At 71.3% G+C, this 17,979-nt stretch carries 13 protein-coding genes; 8 read left to right on the top strand and 5 right to left on the bottom strand.

The annotated features are described in order from the left end of the window. Positions 1–233: 233 nt before the first annotated feature. Complete coding sequence (locus tag BR98_RS34395) at positions 234–2,645, top strand: galactose-binding domain-containing protein (RefSeq protein ID WP_035851234.1); 2,412 nt, start codon at positions 234–236, stop codon at positions 2,643–2,645. A 64-nt stretch (positions 2,646–2,709) separates the two neighbouring features. Here BR98_RS34395 and BR98_RS34400 read toward each other — a convergent pair whose 3' ends face one another. Continuing rightward, on the bottom strand, positions 2,710–3,450 hold the full coding sequence (locus BR98_RS34400; protein WP_035851237.1) for an alpha/beta fold hydrolase: 741 nt from the start codon (positions 3,448–3,450) through the stop codon (positions 2,710–2,712). A 104-nt stretch (positions 3,451–3,554) separates the two neighbouring features. On the opposite strand from BR98_RS34400, the gene BR98_RS34405 reads away from it, so the two are divergent. Next, positions 3,555–4,562 (top strand): helix-turn-helix transcriptional regulator, encoded by a 1,008-nt coding sequence (locus BR98_RS34405; RefSeq protein WP_035851239.1) that lies wholly within the window; start codon positions 3,555–3,557, stop codon positions 4,560–4,562. Then, positions 4,559–5,182 (top strand): mycothiol-dependent nitroreductase Rv2466c family protein, encoded by a 624-nt coding sequence (locus tag BR98_RS34410; RefSeq protein ID WP_035851241.1) that lies wholly within the window; start codon positions 4,559–4,561, stop codon positions 5,180–5,182. The genes BR98_RS34405 and BR98_RS34410 overlap by 4 nt, the downstream gene beginning before the upstream one ends. 91 nt (positions 5,183–5,273) lie before the next feature. On the opposite strand, the gene BR98_RS34415 is transcribed toward BR98_RS34410, so the two are convergent. Both BR98_RS34415 and BR98_RS34420 read right to left on the bottom strand, forming a co-directional pair. Next, positions 5,274–6,077, bottom strand: a complete 804-nt coding sequence (locus BR98_RS34415; RefSeq protein WP_063774888.1) for an alpha/beta hydrolase — start codon at positions 6,075–6,077, stop codon at positions 5,274–5,276. Positions 6,078–6,261: 184 nt separating this feature from the next. After that, positions 6,262–7,356: a glycoside hydrolase family 18 protein gene (locus BR98_RS34420; protein WP_035851243.1), complete on the bottom strand. Its 1,095-nt coding sequence runs from the start codon at positions 7,354–7,356 to the stop codon at positions 6,262–6,264. Between the two features lie 137 nt (positions 7,357–7,493). Between BR98_RS34420 and metH the strand changes: the two genes are divergently transcribed. The 3 genes from metH to BR98_RS34435 all read left to right on the top strand — a co-directional run bounded on the left by metH (position 7,494) and on the right by BR98_RS34435 (position 13,673). Continuing rightward, positions 7,494–10,994 carry a methionine synthase gene (metH, locus tag BR98_RS34425; protein WP_035851245.1) on the top strand — a complete coding sequence of 1,167 codons (3,501 nt, stop codon included), beginning with the start codon at positions 7,494–7,496 and terminating at the stop codon, positions 10,992–10,994. A gap of 91 nt (positions 10,995–11,085) precedes the next feature. Further along, positions 11,086–11,790, top strand: coding sequence for an HAD family hydrolase (locus BR98_RS34430; RefSeq protein ID WP_051970844.1), 705 nt, complete (start codon positions 11,086–11,088; stop codon positions 11,788–11,790). A gap of 257 nt (positions 11,791–12,047) precedes the next feature. Then, positions 12,048–13,673: an ABC transporter substrate-binding protein gene (locus BR98_RS34435; protein WP_051970846.1), complete on the top strand. Its 1,626-nt coding sequence runs from the start codon at positions 12,048–12,050 to the stop codon at positions 13,671–13,673. A gap of 99 nt (positions 13,674–13,772) precedes the next feature. On the opposite strand, the gene BR98_RS34440 is transcribed toward BR98_RS34435, so the two are convergent. Further along, the gene (locus BR98_RS34440; protein WP_035851247.1) at positions 13,773–14,444 is read right to left on the bottom strand and encodes a response regulator; all 672 of its coding nucleotides are present in this window, start codon (positions 14,442–14,444) and stop codon (positions 13,773–13,775) included. Continuing rightward, positions 14,445–15,341, bottom strand: coding sequence for a RecB family exonuclease (locus BR98_RS34445; RefSeq protein WP_051970849.1), 897 nt, complete (start codon positions 15,339–15,341; stop codon positions 14,445–14,447). It abuts the gene before it with no gap. Between the two features lie 236 nt (positions 15,342–15,577). Between BR98_RS34445 and BR98_RS34450 the strand changes: the two genes are divergently transcribed. Continuing rightward, positions 15,578–16,798, top strand: a complete 1,221-nt coding sequence (locus tag BR98_RS34450; RefSeq protein ID WP_035851249.1) for a site-2 protease family protein — start codon at positions 15,578–15,580, stop codon at positions 16,796–16,798. 47 nt (positions 16,799–16,845) lie between these two features. Then, positions 16,846–17,802, top strand: coding sequence for a tRNA (adenine-N1)-methyltransferase (locus BR98_RS34455; protein WP_035851251.1), 957 nt, complete (start codon positions 16,846–16,848; stop codon positions 17,800–17,802). The last annotated feature ends 177 nt before the right edge of the window (positions 17,803–17,979 follow it).

A 17,979-nucleotide genomic window follows, 5' to 3' on the forward strand; every position in this document is an offset into this window, starting at 1 on the left:
GCCCGGGTGGCTGACCGGGATGGCGCACGCCTGCGTGGGAGGACTCGCCGCCGCGCAATGAGGAGACATGTGATTGCAAGTTCCCAATATCAGCGCACAAATTTCTGGCTTTGTTATGGACTTGCCGACGCGGCGCTCGTAGTCTCAGGTCTCGCCCGGGCCCGTCCCCACCCTCATCCCCCACCCCCAGCAAGGATGTGGACCCCCAGATGCAGCCCCGCATGCAGCCCCAAATGCAGCCACCTCCCCGGCGCAGACCGCTGACCCAGGGCGTCTCGCTGCTCACCGCCGCCGCGCTCGCCGCGGCCGGCCTGGTCACCGTCGTGATCGGCACGGCCGGTTCGGCCCAGGCCGCCGGCGTGCCGACCCTCTCGCCGCTCGCCGTCGCCGGGCGCGGTGCCACCGTCCCGTTCGTCGAGCAGGAGGCCGAGTACGCGGCGACCAACGGCAGCGTGATCGGTCCGGACCGGCTCTACACCCACCTCGCCTCGGAGGCCTCGGGTCGACAGGCCGTCACGCTCAACTCGGTCGGCCAGTACGTCGAGTTCACCCTCAGTCGGCCCGCCGACGCGATGGACTTCCGCTACAGCATCCCCGACTCCGGCGACGGCCAGGGGCGGGACGCCTCGATGGACCTGCTGGTCAACGGCGGGTTGCTGAAGAGCGTGCCGGTGACGTCCAAGTACAGCTGGTTCTACGGCGGTTACCCGTTCAACAACAACCCGGGCGACACCAACCCGCACCACTTCTACGACGACGCGCGGACCATGTTCGGCAGCACCCTTCCGGCCGGCACCAGGATCCGCCTCCAGGTCTCCTCCACCGCGCAGTCGCCCACCTTCACCGTCGACCTGGCCGACTTCGAGAACGTCGCACCGCCGATCGCCAAGCCCGCCGGGGCGATCGATGCGGTGGCGGACTACGGCGTCGACCCGACCGGGGCCGTCGACTCCACCGCCAAACTTCAGGCGGCCGTCAACGCCGGTCAGGCGCAAGGCCGCACGGTCTACCTGCCGCAGGGCAACTACACCCTCTACGACCACGTGGTGGTGGACGGCGTCACGCTGGCCGGGGCCGGCCCCTGGTACACCGTGCTGGGCGGGCGTGACCCGGTCAACCGCAACCGCGCGGCCGGCATCTACGGCAAGTACGTCGCCGGTGGCGGCTACACCGGCGCGATCCGGCCGCAGGAGGCCGGCGGGCCGAGCCGCAACGTCACGCTCAAGGACTTCGCCATCAGCGGCGACATCCGTGACCGGGTGGACGACGACCAGGTCAACGGTATCGGCGGCGCACTGTCCAACTCCACCGTCGACGACCTGTGGATCCAGCACGTCAAGGTCGGCGCCTGGATGGACGGGCCGATGGACGGGCTGACCATCAAGAACAGCCGGATCCAGGACACCACCGCGGACGGCGTCAACTTCCACACCGGGGTGACCAGTTCGACGGTGACCAACACCCTGGTCCGGAACACTGGTGACGACGGCCTGGCCTCCTGGCCGCAGGACAAGCCGAACGCCAACGACAGCTTCACCCACGACACCGTGGAGCTGCCGATCCTGGCGAACAACATCGTCAGCTACGGCGGCCGGGACTTCACCATCTCGGACAACGTGGTCTCCGACACCATCACCAACGGCGGCGGCATCCATGTCGCGAACCGCTACCCGGGAGTCAACTCCGGCAGCGGCACCGCCGTCGCAGGCACCTTCACGCTGGCCCGCAACACCCTGATCAGGGCCGGGAACAGCGACTTCAACTGGAACTTCGGGGTCGGCGCGATGTGGTTCGACGGCCTCAACGAGCCGATCACCGGCGCCACCATCAACGTCACCGACACGGACATCCTGGACAGCTCCTACGAGGCGATCCAGACCATCGAGGGCGCGGTCAACGGCCTGAACCTGACCAACGTGAACATCGACGGCGCCGGGACGTACGCGCTCCAGGCGCAGGCCAACGCCACGGCGAAGTTCACCAACGTGCAAGCCAAGAACATCGCGCAGGCGAACACGCCGATCGAGAACTGCGTCGGGAGCGGATTCGCGATCACCGACGGGGGCGGGAACTCCGGGTGGAACACCGGCACGACCTGCACGGGGGTGTGGCCGGCGCCGGTGTGGACGTACGGGGGACAGCCGGTCTACAGCGGCGGCGGAACGCCCACGCCCACGCCTACGCCCAGCCCGACGCCGACTCCCACGCCGAGCTGCCCGTCGGGTGCGGGAGACCTGCTGCAGGGCAGGCCCGCAACCGCCTCCTCCGCGAACCAGGGCTACCTGCCCGGCAATGCGGTGGACGGTGACGTCAACTCCTACTGGGAGAGCGCCAACAACGCGTTCCCGCAGTGGTTCCAGGTCGACCTGGGCTGCGCCGGCGCGATCGACAAGGTGACGCTCAAGCTCCCGCCGGCCGCCGCCTGGGCGGCCCGTACGCAGGCCTTGAGCGTGCAGGGGTCGACCGACGGCAGTGGCTACAGCACGCTGGCCGCCTCCGGGGGTTACACCTTCGACCCGGCCACCGGGAACACGGTGACCATCACCTTCCCGGCCGCCGCCATCCGCTACCTGAGGCTCAACTTCACCGCCAACACGGGCTGGCCGGCCGCCCAGCTCTCCGGGCTCCAGGCCTACGCCGGCTAGCAACCGGTCGGTCCGCATGCCGCCTCGGCCCACCCCCGCCTCACCGAGGGTGGGCCGAGGCCCATCACCTCGCCGCCACCTGCTCAAGCACCCGCGCGGTATCCGCCGGCCGCGAGAACATCGGCCAGTGGCCGGTGGGCAGCTCCGCCAACTCCCATTCCGAGCCGGCGAGTTCCGCGAAGTAGGGATGGCCGTCGGCGATCATCGCGCGTACCTGGTCCAGCGGGAACGAACAGGAGACCAGCGTCTTCGGCAGCGTGGCCCCGGTGCCCGTCAGCTTGAGGCGCTGGCGCAGCGTGCCGATCGGCTGGGCGGTGGCCCGCTGCTGAATGAGCGCTTGCTCAGCAGCGCCGAGACCGACCAGGCTCGCTCCGTTGGCGGCGAGCTCCGCCCAGGACGGCATGGGATAGCGCCAGCCGTCCAGCACCGAGGCCTCCACTCGGGCCTGCTGCTCGGGCGGGTACTGGTCCAGCGGCGCGAGGCCGTCGGCCAGCGGGCCGCTGTCCAGGTAGACGACCCGGCGGATCCGCTCCGCCACCCGGTCCGCCGCTCCCGTCACCGGCGCGCCCGCACCGCTGTGGGCGACCAGCACCACCTCGCGCAGGTCGGCGCCGGTGATCAAACCGGTGAGATCGGCGACATGGGTCTCCAGGTCGACCCCCGGGCCGCCCTCGCCGGCCCGCTCGGCCAGGCCGGTCAGCGAGACCGCGTGCACCGTGTGCCCGGCCGCCCGCAACGGCGCGGCCACCGCGTCCCAGGCCCAGGCACCCAACCAGTACCCGGGAACAAGCACGAACGTGCTCATAGAAATCTCCTCCTCCTTCGGGGCTTCCAGGGATCAACGCTTCTGGAACGACCCTAGGATCGAATCCGGACAGAATCCGCCCGGATAGGGAAGAGACACGCGCCATGACCCACCCCGTCACCCGCGTCCTGGCCCTGCTGGAGCTCCTGCAAGCCCGCCCCGGCCTCACCGGCCCCGAACTCGCCGACCGACTCGACGTGGACGAGCGCACCGTGCGCCGCTACGCGGCCCGGCTCGCCGAGCTGGGCATCCCCGTGGAGGCCGAGCGCGGTCGCTACGGCGGCTACCGGCTCTGCCCCGGATTCAAGCTGCCGCCGCTGATGCTCACCGACGAGGAGGCGATGGCGGTGGTCCTCGGCCTGCTGCTCGGCCGTCGCTCGGCGGTCCCGGCCGGGGCGGCGGCGATCGAGGCCGCGCTCGCGAAGATCCAGCGGGTGCTCCCGGCCGCGTTGCGCGAACGCGTGGCCGCCGTCGCCCAGACCGTCGGCGTCACCGGCCCGGCTGTGCCGACCCCGCCCCCCGACGCCCGTGCTCTGCTCACCCTCGCCGAGGCGGCCCGCGCCCGGCGCCGGGTCAAGCTCGCCTACCGCTCCTGGCGGGGCGCCGAGACCGAACGCGAGCTGGACCCGTACGGCCTGGTCTGCCACGCTGACCGCTGGTACGTCACCGGCCTGGACCAGCTCAGCGGCGAGCTGCGGACCTTCCGGCTGGACCGGATCCGCGCCCTCGAACCGCTCGACACGTCCTTCACCGAGCCCGGACCGCCCGGCTTCGACCCGGTCGCCCACGTCCTCGACACGCTGGCCTCGGCTCCCTGGCGGTACCAGGTCGAGGTGCTGCTGCACACCACCCCCGCCGAGGCGCGGCGCCGGATCCCGTCCACCGTGGCCACCCTGACCGTCACCGACCAGGGCGTGCTGCTGAGCACCCGCGCCGAACGGCTGGACGCGATGGCCTCGATGCTGGCCGGCCTCGGCTGGCCGTGCACCGTGCTGCACCCGGCCGAACTGCGCGGCGAGCTGCGTGCCTTGGCGGCCCGCCTGACGGTCTGGGCCGAAAACCCACCAGACGGCTCACAGTTGTCGGAAGAGCGACCTATCGTTGGCGCATGACGAACACGACGACCGCGCCGACCAAGATTGACTTCTACTTCGACCCGATCTGCCCTTTCGCCTGGATCACCTCCCGCTGGATCCTCGAGGTCGAGCAGCACCGTGACCTCGACCTCAACTTCCGGGTGATGAGCCTGTCCGTGCTCAACTCGGGCCGCGAGGGCCTGCCCGAGCAGTACAAGGAAATGCTGGGCCGTGGCTGGGGCCCGGTCCGGGTCTGCATCGCGGCCGCCGAGCGGCACGGGTCCAAGGTGCTGCGCGACCTGTACACCGCGCTCGGCACCCGGATCCACAACCAGGACAACAAGGACTACGCCGTGGTGATCGCCGAGGCGCTGGCCGAACTCGGCCTGCCGGCCGATCTGGCGGCCGCCGCCGAGAGCACCGAGTTCGACGAGGCGCTCAAGCGCAGCCACCACGAGGGCATGGACCCGGTCGGTGAGGACGTCGGCACGCCGACCATCCACATCGACGGTGTCGCCTTCTTCGGCCCGGTGCTGACCGCGATCCCGCGCGGCGAGGACGCCGTCAAGGTCTTCGACGGCGCCCGCCTGCTGGCCGGCTACCCGAAGTTCTTCGAGCTCAAGCGCACCCGCACCGGCGGCCTCGACTTCAACTGAGCCTGCCGCGCAGTACGCCTCCCGGGCCCGCCGAGTGTTATTGCTCGGCGGGCCCGGCTGCGCGGTGGGCCAGCCCCTTGGCGGGCCCTGCTCAGCTGCCCAGCTCATCCGCCAGGAACCGCACCGTCTGCGCCACCAGCGCCGGCACGTCGTCGTACCCCGCGAAGATGTGGTCCGCGCCCGGCACCAGTCGCAGCTGCGCGCGTCCGCCGACCTTGAGCAGCGCCTCGTGCAGCCGCTCGCTGTGCGTGCTCGGCACCATCGTGTCCTCGGTGCCGTGCAGCAGCAGGAACGGCGGCGGGTCGGCCGGTACCTGGGCCACCGGGCTGCCGAGTGCGGCGAGCTCCGGCAGGTCCACGGGTCGGCCGCCGAGCAGGTTGGCCTCGGGGGAGTCGTCCCGGTCGGCATGACGGACCGTCATATCGGTGATCGGGTACCAGCAGGCAACCGCTGCCACGCCCCCTGCCGCCTCTGTCCCTCCTGCAGCCGCCTGCGCCGCCCGGTCCGCGAAGGCGGCCAGCACGGCCAGGGTGGCTCCCGCCGATTCGCCCGCGAGCGCGATCCGCCCGGCATCCAGGCCCAGCTCGCCCGCGTGCTCCCGCAGGTAGCCCAGTGCCGCCGCCAGGTCCGCGAGCTGCGCGGGGAAGCGCGCCTCGCCGGAGAGCCGGTAGTCGACCGTGGCCACGGCGACCCCCGCCTCGGTCAGCGCTGTCCAGAGCGACCCCGGCTCCAGCGTCTCCGGCAGGTACCGCCGGTCCCCCCACTGGAATCCGCCGCCGTGCACCCACACCACCACCGGTGCCGGCGCGTCCCCGGCCGGCCGGTGCAGATCCAGCAGCAGCGGGCGGAATCCGCGCAACGCCGAGTAGGTCAAGCCCCCATGAACGCGTGTCATATCCTCACCGTACGCGGCTCAACTCAGACCGACCGGCGATCGGGGGGCGGCGTCGCGGGCCGATGGCTGTCGCCTGGACGGCTTCTCCTCAGTCGCCAATGCTCCGCATGGACTCCTTCGTCGGCGCCGCCCAGACTCGGCCCTCGACCCGCTCCTTCACCCACCCCCCGATCGCCGGTCGGTCTCAGCACCAGTCCCGCCGGTACGACTCCCAGTCCGCCGCCGTCGCCGAGAAGTCCGCGTACACCGCCACCCCGAAGGTCTGCCGGCCGACCGCCTGCCGGCTCAGGCCCAGCCGGATCCCGCGCACCGCCGCCGGCACCGTCTCCGCCGAGCCGCGGTGGCCCCACTCGTCGGCATCGTAGGCGGGCAGGCCCATCAGCAGGTCGACAGCCTCCGGCGTGGCCTCCAACGCCAGCTCGGTCTGCTGCGCGACATAGCCGCCGTACAGCGTGGGCAGTGGCATCGCGGTGTCGTAGGACATCACGGCGATCTGCTCCACCCGCCGGGCCACCTGCCCGAAGTACTCCTGCGACCACCACTTGGGGTGCCCGGTCAGCGCCCCGGCCACCGAGTGCAGTGCCGGCAGAGGGTCGATCTGCGGCGCCGCCACCGAGAGCGGCACCCCGCGCGCCACGGTGAGCTCGTGGGTCTGGTCGAGCAGGGTCAGGAATCCGGCCGAGCCGGAGTGCACCGGCTCCAGGTCGTAGTGCACGCCGTCGAAGCCGGCGTCCAGCACCTGCGCCGCGGACTCGGTGATCCGCTGCCGCACCTCGGGCCGGTCCAGGTGCAGCCCTTCCTCGTGCTCCGGTGCGACCACGTTGCCCAGCCAGGCCTGCACCCGCACCCCGGGCAGTTCCCGGTGCACCGCGTCCACCAGCTGCCGCGCCTGCGGGTACCGGTCGGCGCGCAGCGAGCCGTCCGCCTCGAGCGGCCCGGTGTGCACGTACAGGTCCCGGATCCCGCCGCGCACCAGTTGCGGCAGCGCCGCCAGCTCGGCCGGTCCCTTGTGGCCGTCCACCCAGGCGTGCCCGAGCCAGGCCGCGTCCCGGCCCCGGCTGCGCGCCTGCGCCGCCGGGTCGCCCGCGTCGGCCAGCCGCAGCGCCAGCGCCGCCGATCCGACCGGCAGCACCAGCAGCGCGCCGATCACCGCGAGAGCGAGAATCCACCGCCGTCGCAGTCGAACACGCCCGCGCGGCGCCTGCCCGGTAGATCGCCGTAGCGCCCGGGCCCGGACCCGTATTCGCGCGCCGACCTGCCAGAGAACCCGTGGATTCACCCCTGCTTCCTCCCTCTGATGGCTCACCATACGGAATGCCCTCCATGGCGAGCGGTCCGGGCGGATACCCTGGCCGAGTGCATCCCCATTCAGGGGGAGCGCATAGCCGACAGCCGTCGCACCCAGGGAGTAGCCCCATGGCCACCAGTGTCCCCTCTGCCGCTCAGCAGTCCCGCGCCAGCGCATTGCGCGAAGCCCTGGCCACCCGCGTGGTGGTCGCCGACGGTGCGATGGGCACCATGCTCCAGGCGCAGAACCCGACGCTGGCAGACTTCCAGGACCTGGAAGGCTGCAACGAGGTCCTTAATGTGACCCGCCCGGACATCGTGCGCGGAGTGCACGAGGCCTATTTCGCGGTCGGTGTCGACTGTGTGGAGACGAACACCTTCGGCGCGAATTTCGCCGCGCTCGGCGAGTACGACATCCCGGAGCGGATCTTCGAGCTTTCCGAGGCCGGCGCCCGGATCGCCCGCGAGGTCGCCGACAGCTACGCCACCGAGGACCGCCCGCGCTGGGTGCTCGGCTCGATCGGCCCCGGCACCAAGCTGCCCACCCTGGGGCACACCACCTTCGATGTGGTCCGCGAGGGCTTCAAGCAGAACGCCGCCGGTCTGATCGCCGGTGGCGCCGACGCGCTGCTGGTGGAGACCAGCCAGGACCTGCTGCAGACCAAGGCGGCGGTGCTGGGCTGCCAGGACGCCCTGGAGGAGGCCGGCCTCGACCTGGTGGTGCTGGCCCAGGTGACCGTGGAGACCACCGGCACCATGCTGCTCGGCTCGGAGATCGGCGCGGCGCTGACCGCCCTGGAGCCGCTGGGCGTCGACTACATCGGCCTGAACTGCGCCACCGGCCCGGCCGAGATGAGCGAGCACCTGCGCTACCTGGCCAAGAACGCCAGGGTCGGCCTGTCCTGCATGCCGAACGCGGGCCTGCCGGTGCTGGGCAAGGACGGCGCGCACTACCCGCTCTCCCCGGCCGAGTTGGCCGAGGCGCACGACACCTTCACCCGCGAGTACGGCCTCTCGCTGGTCGGCGGCTGCTGCGGCACCACCCCCGAGCACCTGCGCCAGGTGGTCGAGCGGGTGCAGGGCCGCCCGGTCGCCCCGCGTGACCCCAGGCCGGAGCCGGCCGCCGCCTCGCTCTACCAGTCGGTGCCGTTCCGCCAGGACACCTCCTACCTGGCGATCGGTGAGCGGACCAACGCCAACGGCTCCAAGAAGTTCCGCGAGTCGATGCTGGCCGCCGACTGGCAGGCCTGCGTGGAGATCGCCCGCGAGCAGATCCGCGAGGGCGCGCACCTGCTGGACCTGTGCGTGGACTACGTCGGCCGGGACGGCGTGGCCGACATGCGGGAGATCGCCGGCCGCCTCGCCACCGCCTCCACGCTGCCGATCGTGCTGGACTCCACCGAGCCCGAGGTGCTGCGGGCCGGTCTGGAGCTGCTGGGCGGGCGCGCGGTGCTCAACTCGGTCAACTACGAGGACGGCGACGGCCCGGACACCCGGTTCGGCAGGGTCGCCGGGCTGGCCCGCGAGCACGGCGCGGCCCTGATCGCGCTGACCATCGACGAGAACGGGCAGGCCCGCACCGCCGAGACCAAGGTGGCGATCGCCGAGCGGCTGATCGAGCAGCTGGGCCGCGAGTACGGCATCGCCGAGCACGACATCCTGGTCGACTGCCTGGCCTTCACCCTGGGCACCGGCCAGGAGGAGTCCCGCCGCGACGGCATCGAGACCATCGGGGCGATCCGCGAGCTGAAGCGCCGTCACCCCAGCGTGCAGACCACGCTGGGCCTGTCGAACATCTCCTTCGGTCTGTCGCCGGCGGCCCGTCAGGTGATCAACTCGGTCTTCCTGCACGAGTGCGTCGAGGCCGGCCTGGACTCGGCGATCGTGCACGCCGCCAAGATCCTGCCGATCGCCCGGATCCCGCAGGAGCAGCGCGAGGTCGCCCTCGACCTGGTCTATGACCGCCGTTCCGAGGGCTACGACCCGCTGCAGAAGCTGCTGGAGCTCTTCCAGGGCGTCTCGGCCGCCTCGACCGCGGCCTCCAAGGCCGAGGAGCTGGCCGCGCTGCCGCTGGACGAGCGCCTCAAGCGGCGGATCATCGACGGCGAGCGCAAGGGCCTGGAAGCGGACCTGGACGAGGCGCTGACCGTGCGTCCGGCGCTGGAGATCGTCAACGAGACGCTGCTGGACGGCATGAAGACGGTCGGCGAGCTGTTCGGCTCCGGCCAGATGCAGCTGCCCTTCGTGCTGCAGTCGGCCGAGGTGATGAAGACCGCGGTGGCCCACCTGGAGCCGCACATGGAGAAGTCCGAGGACGAGGGCAAGGGCACCATCGTGCTGGCCACCGTCAAGGGCGACGTCCACGACATCGGCAAGAACCTGGTGGACATCATCCTGTCCAACAACGGCTACACGGTCGTCAACCTGGGCATCAAGCAGCCGGTCTCGGCGATCCTGGAGGCCGCCCAGGAGCACCGGGCCGATGTGATCGGCATGTCCGGGCTGCTGGTCAAGTCCACGGTGATCATGAAGGAGAACCTGGAGGAGCTCAACCAGCGCGGCCTGGCCGCCGACTTCCCGGTGATCCTGGGCGGCGCGGCACTCACCCGCGCCTACGTGGAGCAGGACCTGCACTCGATCTACCAGGGCGAGGTCCGCTACGCCCGGGACGCCTTCGAGGGCCTGCGGCTGATGGATGCGCTGATCGGCGTCAAGCGCGGCGTGCCGGGCGCGGCGCTGCCAGAGCTGCGCCAGCGCCGGCACGCCCGGGTCGAGGTCGAGGAGCCGCAGGAGCAGAACCTCGGTCAGATCCGCTCGGACGTGGCCGTGGACAACCGGCTGCCCAGCCCGCCGTTCTGGGGCGACCGGATCGTCAAGGGCATCCCGTTCGCCGACTACTCCTCCTGGCTGGACGAGGACGCGCTGTTCAAGGGCCAGTGGGGCCTGAAGGCGGCGCGCTCCGGCGGACCCTCGTACGAGGAGCTGGTGGAGACCGAGGGCCGGCCGCGCCTGCGGATGTGGCTGGACCGGCTGCAGACCGAGGGCTGGCTGGAGCCGGCCGTGGTCTACGGCTACTTCCCGGCCGCCTCCAAGGGCGACGACCTGATCGTCTACAACGAGGACGGCACCGAGCGCACCCGCTTCACCTTCCCGCGCCAGCGCCGTGGCCGCCGGCTCTGCCTGGCCGACTTCTTCCGCCCGGAGGAGTCCGGCGAGAAGGACGTGGTGGGCCTGCAGGTGGTCACCATGGGGAACCGGGTCTCGGAGGCGGCCAATGAGCTGTTCCAGGCCAACGCCTACCGCGACTACCTGGAGCTGCACGGCCTGTCGGTCCAACTCGCCGAGGCGCTCGCCGAGTTCTGGCACGCCCGGGTCCGCTACGAGCTGGGCTTCGGCGACGAGGACCCGCAGGACATCCGGGACATGTTCCAGCTGAAGTACCGCGGTGCCCGTTTCTCGCTCGGCTACGGTGCCTGCCCGGAGCTGGAGGACCGCGCCAAGATCGCCGAGCTGCTCAAGCCCGAGCGGATCGGCGTGGTGCTCTCCGAGGAGTTCCAGCTGCACCCCGAGCAGTCCACCGACGCGATCGTCATCCACCACCCGGAGGCGAAGTACTTCAACGCGCGGTAACCCGCTGATCGCGCGCAGTTCGCTGAACTGCGCGTATGCTGGACGGCCCCCCTTCTCACCGGGGGGTCGAGCAGCGAAGGGGCGTGCCCGCATGACCACCGTCGACACCACCACCACAAGCCTCGACGAGACCGGGGGCCGAGGCCTGCAGGCGGTGCTGGTGGACATGGACGGCACCCTGGTGGACACCGAGCACTTCTGGTGGCAGGCCGAGTCCTCGCTCTTCGCCGAGCTGGGCCACCCGCTGGACGAGACCCACCGGGCCCAGGTCGTCGGCGGCCCGATGACCAGGGTGATCGACTACCTGCTGGGCATCACCGGCCTGCAGCTGAGTCCGGCCGAGCTCACCGTGCAGATCAACCAGCGCTTCGTGGACCTGCTGGACGGCGGCGCCCCGCTGATGCCGGGCGCCGAGGAGCTGCTGCGGCTGCTCGCCGAGCAGCGGATCCCGGCGGCGCTGGTCTCGGCCTCGCACCGGCGGATCATCGACCTGGTGCTGAAGAACCTCGGTGACCACCCGTTCGCCTTCTCGGTGGCGGGGGACGAGGTGACCAGGACCAAGCCGCACCCCGACCCGTACCTCGCCGCGGTGGCCCGGTTCGGCGCCGACCCGGCCCGCTGCGTGGTGATCGAGGACGCGCCGCTGGGCGTGCAGGCGGGGGAGGCCGCCGGCTGCCCGGTGATCGCGGTGCCCTCGGTGGCGCCGATCGAGCCCGCGCCCGGGCGCACCGTGCTGCGCTCGCTGGCCGAGCTGGACCTCGAGCTGCTGCGCTCGGTGGTGGCCGCGCGGGTGTGACGTTCATCTCCTCCATGAGGCGTCAGGGATCCATAAATTCGGGCAAATCGGGCATGGTCTGACAAGTCGTCGGTTCTGCCGATCTTCGATGCGAAAGCGTGTCCGATGCTCGGTCGGACGTGTGCCGCCAATGTGGCAGGCTGCTGCGGTCTATCCCGACACGCCCGGGCAAACCGACCGACGCGATCCCCTATCCGGGGATGGTCGGCGGCTGCCCTCACCGGCACCCTCGGCCGGCCTGCACGGAGAAGGAACGCATGACTTCAGCGATACGACGCGCCCCCGGCCGACTGCTGACGCTGGGGTGCGCGACCCTGGTCGCCACCTCGCTGGCGGGGTGCGGATCGGTCAAGTCCATCGCCGGCGGCGGTGACGGCAACAAGAACGCGATCACCATGGGCACCACCAACGTCACCGGCGTGCTGGACCCGGCCGGCGCGTACGACCAGGGCTCCTGGCTGATCCTGGAGAACAGCTTCCAGGGCCTGCTGCGGTTCCCGGCCGGCAGCACCGCCCCGCAGCCCGACGCCGCGCAGTCCTGCGAGTTCTCCGGTGCCGACGCGACCACCTACCACTGCACCCTGCACAGTGGGCTCACCTTCTCCAACGGCCACCCGCTGACGGCGCAGGACGTGGTCTTCTCGATGGACCGGATGAAGAAGATCAAGGACGAGAACGGCCCGTCCTCGCTCTTCGACACGGTCAAGTCGGTCGAGGCCAAGAGCGACACCGAGGTGGTCTTCCACCTCGCCGAGCCCGATGCCACGCTGCCCGACAAGCTGGCCGGCGCGGCCGGTTCGATCGTCGACCACCAGGTCTTCCCGGCCGACCACGAGCTGGCCAACAGCCAGCTGGTCGGCTCCGGCCCGTACACCATCGACTCGGTGGACGAGACGGCCGGCGCCGGGGGCGCCAAGTCGATCGGCAAGGTCACCCTCTCGGCCAACGCCAAGTACAAGGGCGACCAGAAGCTCAAGAACTCCAAGTTCGCGGTGAAGTTCTTCGGCTCGCCCGACGAGCTGAAGTCCGCCCTGGACAGCGGCGCGGTGGACCTCACCGACAACAGCCTGGACCCGCAGGTCTCGGCCCAGCTGCTGACCGACCAGCAGCTCGGCAAGGGCACCGTCAAGATCACCCAGGCGGACGGCAACGACACCCGCTTCCTGGTCTTCAACACCAAGGACGACACCACCGGCCAGCTCGCGGTCCGTCAGGCCGCCGCCCAGCTGCTCGATCGCCAGGCGCTGGCGCGCGATGTCTACGCGCGTACGGTCGAGCCGCTCTACTCGCCGGTCCCCTCCGGCATCGGCGGCCACAGCACCGCCTTCTACGACAAGTACGGCGAGCCGGACGTGGCCAAGGCCAAGGCCTACCTGACCGCGGCCAAGGTGCCCATCCCGGTCAAGCTCACCCTCACCTGGTCCCGCACCCGGGCCCAGGGCGCCGAGAGCGCCGCGCTGAAGAAGCAGCTGGAGGCCGGCGGCCTGTTCCAGGTGACGGTCAACCAGGAGCCCGACTGGACCGCCTTCAAGAAGGGCTGGGCGGCCGGCAGCTACCAGGCCTACACGGTCGGCTGGAGCGCCGACTACCCGGACGCGGACGACTTCATCGTCCCGCTGGTGGTCGGCGGCGGCGCCTTCCACAACGGCTTCGACGACCCGCAGATCAGCCAGAAGCTGGTGCCGGAGACGCTGCGCCAGACCGACCGCACGGTCGCCACCAGCACCTTCGCCGCGATCCAGAGCCAGCTGGCCGTCCAGGTCCCGCTGCTGCCGCTGTTCCAGAACAAGTCGTTCTACGCCGCGCGCCCCGACATCACCGGCGTGGACGCCACCGTGGACTCCACCAACGTGTTCCGCTTCGCCGAGATCGGCCGCGGCTGACGCAGCGACACCGGCGCATCGACGCTGACGCATTGACGCTGACGCATTGACACCGAGGGGGGCCGTCCAGCCGGACGGCCCCCCTCGGCGTGAAGCTCCCTACAGCGCCCCGGGACGCACCAGCCCGCTCTCGTAGGCGAACACCGCCGCCTGCACCCGGTCGCGCAGCCCCAGCTTGGTCAGCACGTGCCCGACATGGGTCTTCACCGTGGTCTCGCTGACGAACAGCTCGGCGGCGATCTCCGCGTTGGACAGCCCCTTGGCGACCAGCCGCAGCACCTCCATCTCCCGCTCGGTCAGTGCGGTCAGCGCGGGGGAGGGCGTCTCGTCGCCCGAAGGCAGCCGGGTGGCGTACATGTCCAGCAGCCGACGGGTGATCGACGGCGCCAGCATCGCGGCGCCGTCCGCCACCACCCGGATCGCCTGCACCAGCTCCTCGGCCGGCACGTCCTTCAGCAGGAACCCGCTGGCCCCCGCCCGCAGCGCCTCAACCACGTACTCGTCCAAGTCGAAGGTGGTCAGCACCAGCACCTTCACCGGACCGTCGCGGCCCGGCCCGGCGATCCGTCTGGTCGCCTCCACCCCGTCCATCCGGGGCATCCGGATGTCCATCAGCACCACGTCCGGCTGCAGCGCCCGGACCTGTTCCAGCGCCTGCTGACCGTCCCCGGCCTCGCCCACCACCACCAGATCGGACTCGGCCTCCAGGATCATCCGGAAACCGGTGCGCAGTAGTGGCTGGTCGTCGACCAGCAGCACACGGATCGTCACCTACGACTCCTTGCTCGTCATACTCGTCCCAATGCTCGCCACCGTCTTCTGCGGTGGCACTTCGGTCAGGGGGAGCGGGTACGGCGGCGGAGTCCCCCCGAACTCCGGGCAGCTGGCCTGATGGTCGCACCAGTCGCAGAGCCGGTTGCGGGTGGCCGGGAACTCGCCCGTCGCCACCGCCCGGCTGATCGCCTCCCACAGCGCCAGCAGCTTGCGCTCCACCGCGCGCAGGTCCGCCTCCTCCGGGTCGTAGCTGACCACGTCCCCGCCGCCGCCCAGGTAGACCAACTGCAGCCGCTTGGGGATCACGCCCTTCCAGCGCCAGACCACCAGCGCGTAGAACTTCATCTGGAACATCGCCTTGCCCTCGAAGTCCCGCGAGGGCGCCCGGCCGGTCTTGTAGTCGACCAGCCGCACCTCCCCGGTCGGCGCGACGTCGACCCGGTCGATGTAACCACGCAGCTTGAGGCCCGAGTCCAGCACGGTCTCCACGTAGAGCTCGCGCTCCACCGGCTCCAGCCGGGTCGGGTCCTCCAGCCTGAACCACTGGGCGGTGAGCTTCTCGGCGTCGGCCAGCCAGCGGGTCAGCTCGGCGCCGTCCGCGTCCGCGGGAAACAGCTCCGCCAGCTCCGGACGCTCGCCCAGCAGCCGCTCCCACTGCGGACGCAGCAGCTCCAACGCCCGCTCCGGGGTGCGCTCCGCGGCCGGGTGGTCGAAGAGCCGCTCCAGCACCGCGTGCACCAGGGTGCCCCGGGTGGCCGCCGGGCTCGGCGGCTCCGGCAGCTTGTCGATCACCCGCAGCCGGTAGAGCAGCGGGCAGGTCAGGAAATCCCCGGCACGCGAAGGGGAGAGCCCACTGGGCGGCACGGCCTGGCGGGCGGTCTCGGTCTGCTGCATACCCAAGACCCTAGGGGGTCCGACTGCCATCCGGCTGTCAGACCACTCACACGGTCTCCCGGCCGGCGAGCGCCCGGAGGCGAGCCGAGCCCTCAGGCGAGCCGAGCCCGCAAAACGGGTATGAAGACTTGTACGGGGGGCGCTTCGGCCATCGCGGGCGGAGATCACGTAGCGTGGGCAGCTACCCGCCTGTCAGGGCAGGGGAATCGGCGGGGACACGACCTGAAGGGGTCACGGTGAGCGACACCACGGGGCAGCAGACCTCCCAGCAGCCACCCCAGCGGCCAACCCCGCCGGGCGGCGGGCCCAAGCAGCCGGACCGCCCGGCCAGCGGCATCCTGATGGGCCGCCCGTTCGGCGTGCCGATCTACGTCACCCCCAGCTGGTTCCTGATCGCCGCCCTGATCACCTGGCTCTTCGGCAACCAGCTGGCCACCGTACTGCCCGAGCTGGGCTTCACCCGCTACCTGGTCGCGCTCTCCTTCGCCGTCGCCTTCTACGGCTCGGTGCTGATCCACGAACTGGCCCACACCCTGGTCGCGCTGCGCTACCGCCTCGGGGTGCGCCGGATCCAGCTGCAGTTCTTCGGCGGCGTCTCGGAGATCGAGAAGGAGGCCGAAACCCCCGGACGCGAGTTCTGGCTGGCCTTCGTCGGCCCGCTGCTCTCACTGGTGCTCGGCGGCATCTGCTGGCTGCTGATGGAGCAGGTCGAGCTGTCCAGCGTCCCCGGCGTCCTGCTGGCCGGCCTCACCGTGGCCAACCTGGTGGTCGCCGCCTTCAACCTGCTGCCCGGCCTGCCACTGGACGGCGGCCGGATGCTGCGCGCCGTGGTCTGGGGCATCACCGGGCGCCCGATGTCCGGCACCCTGGCCGCCGCCTGGACCGGCCGGATGCTCGCCATCGTGGTCCTGTTCGGCCTGCCCGCCTTCAGCTCGGCCCGGGCCGGCAGCCAGCGCTCCGGCGGTGACGCGCTGCTGGACGCGGCGCTGGCCGCTGTGCTGGCCGTGGTGATCTGGAACGGCGCGGGCAACGCGGTGCGCAACGCCCGGCTCAAGGAGGCGCTGCCCGGCCTCACCGTGCGCGGCCTGACCCGCCGGGCGGTCTCGGTCAGCGCCGACACCCCGCTCGCGGAGGCGCTGCGCCAGGCCCGCGAGGCGCAGGCCGGCGCGGTGGTGGTGGCCGACGGCCACGGCGACCCGATCGCCCTGGTCAAGGAGGCCGCCGTGCTGCAGGTCCCCGAGCACCGCCGCCCCTGGGTGGCCGCCGGGGCGCTGGCCCGCTCACTGGAACCCGGCCTGCGGTTGGCCGCCGACCTCGACGGCGAGCAACTGCTCGCCGCCCTGCGGGCCACCCCGGCCAGCGAGTACCTGGTCGAGGAGGCGGACGGCACGCTCTACGGAGTGCTCTCGGTGGCCGACGTCGAGCGCCGGCTCAGCGCGGCGCTCAGCAGGCGGTAAACCCTGGTGGTCAGGGCGGCGCCGCAAACCCCTATAGGATTGTCCGCATGTCCGAACCGACCGGTGCCACCCGCAGGCGGGGGCCATTCACGGTCGGGGACCAGGTTCAGCTGACCGACCCCAAGGGCCGTCACTACACGTTCACGCTCGAAGCCGGGAAGAACTTCCACACCCACAAGGGTGCGTTCCCGCACGACGAACTGATCGGCGCCCCCGAGGGCACCGTCGTTCGTACCACGGGGAACGTGCCCTACCTCGCGCTGCGACCCCTGCTCCCCGACTACGTCCTGTCCATGCCGCGCGGCGCCGCCGTGATCTACCCCAAGGACGCGGGGCAGATCCTGGCCATGGCCGACATCTTCGCGGGCGCCCGCGTGGTCGAGGCCGGCGTCGGCTCCGGCGCACTCAGCACCTACCTGCTGCGCGCCGTCGGGGACACCGGCATGCTGGCCTCCTACGAGCGCCGCCAGGACTTCGCCGACATCGCCCGGTCCAACGTCGAGCGCTACTTCGGCAGCCCGCACCCGGCCTGGAAGCTCACCGTCGGCGACCTCCAGGACAACCTGGTGGAGACCGAGGTCGACCGGATCATCCTGGACATGCTGGCGCCCTGGGAGTGCCTGGACGTCGCCGCCAAGGCGCTCGTCCCCGGCGGCCTGATCTGCTGCTACGTGGCCACCACCACCCAGCTCTCGCGCACCGTCGAGGCGCTGCGCGAGCACGGCACCTTCACCGAGCCGCAGTCCTGGGAGACCATGGTCCGCACCTGGCACGTGGAGGGCCTGGCGGTCCGCCCCGACCACCGGATGATCGGCCACACCGGCTTCCTGCTCACCAGCCGCCGGCTGGCCGACGGCGTCGAGCCGCCGCTGCGCCGTCGCCGCCCCGCCAAGGGCGCCTACGGCGAGGACTACGACAACGGCGGCGCCGAGCCGAGCCTGGCCGAGCGGGCCGCCGCCCGCGCCGCGGCCAAGGCGGCCACCCCGGTCATCGACCAGGACTGAGCGCGCCGTCCGGACCGGCACCGAGCCCGCTGTTCGACCGGCGACTCAACTGGCGGCCGAGCCCGCTGTTCAACTGACGGCCCGGCCCCTGTTCAACTGAAGGCCCATCGGAATCCGATGGGCCTTCAGCATGTCCCGGTCACCCGCCCCCCAGTGCGGATAGAGCACCTGTGATGT

Source organism: Kitasatospora azatica KCTC 9699 (assembly GCF_000744785.1).
In the GTDB taxonomy this organism is placed as follows: domain Bacteria; phylum Actinomycetota; class Actinomycetes; order Streptomycetales; family Streptomycetaceae; genus Kitasatospora; species Kitasatospora azatica.

Bases quoted from the DNA above. Each gene is read 5' to 3' on its own strand.
- BR98_RS34395 (WP_035851234.1), top strand. From the start codon at position 234: ATGCAGCCACCTCCCCGGCGCAGACCGCTGACCCAGGGCGTCTCGCTG.
- BR98_RS34400 (WP_035851237.1), bottom strand. From the start codon at position 3,450: ATGAGCACGTTCGTGCTTGTTCCCGGGTACTGGTTGGGTGCCTGGGCC.
- BR98_RS34405 (WP_035851239.1), top strand. From the start codon at position 3,555: ATGACCCACCCCGTCACCCGCGTCCTGGCCCTGCTGGAGCTCCTGCAA.
- BR98_RS34410 (WP_035851241.1), top strand. From the start codon at position 4,559: ATGACGAACACGACGACCGCGCCGACCAAGATTGACTTCTACTTCGAC.
- BR98_RS34415 (WP_063774888.1), bottom strand. From the start codon at position 6,077: ATGACACGCGTTCATGGGGGCTTGACCTACTCGGCGTTGCGCGGATTC.
- metH (WP_035851245.1), top strand. From the start codon at position 7,494: ATGGCCACCAGTGTCCCCTCTGCCGCTCAGCAGTCCCGCGCCAGCGCA.
- BR98_RS34430 (WP_051970844.1), top strand. From the start codon at position 11,086: ATGACCACCGTCGACACCACCACCACAAGCCTCGACGAGACCGGGGGC.
- BR98_RS34435 (WP_051970846.1), top strand. From the start codon at position 12,048: ATGACTTCAGCGATACGACGCGCCCCCGGCCGACTGCTGACGCTGGGG.
- BR98_RS34445 (WP_051970849.1), bottom strand. From the start codon at position 15,341: ATGCAGCAGACCGAGACCGCCCGCCAGGCCGTGCCGCCCAGTGGGCTC.
- BR98_RS34455 (WP_035851251.1), top strand. From the start codon at position 16,846: ATGTCCGAACCGACCGGTGCCACCCGCAGGCGGGGGCCATTCACGGTC.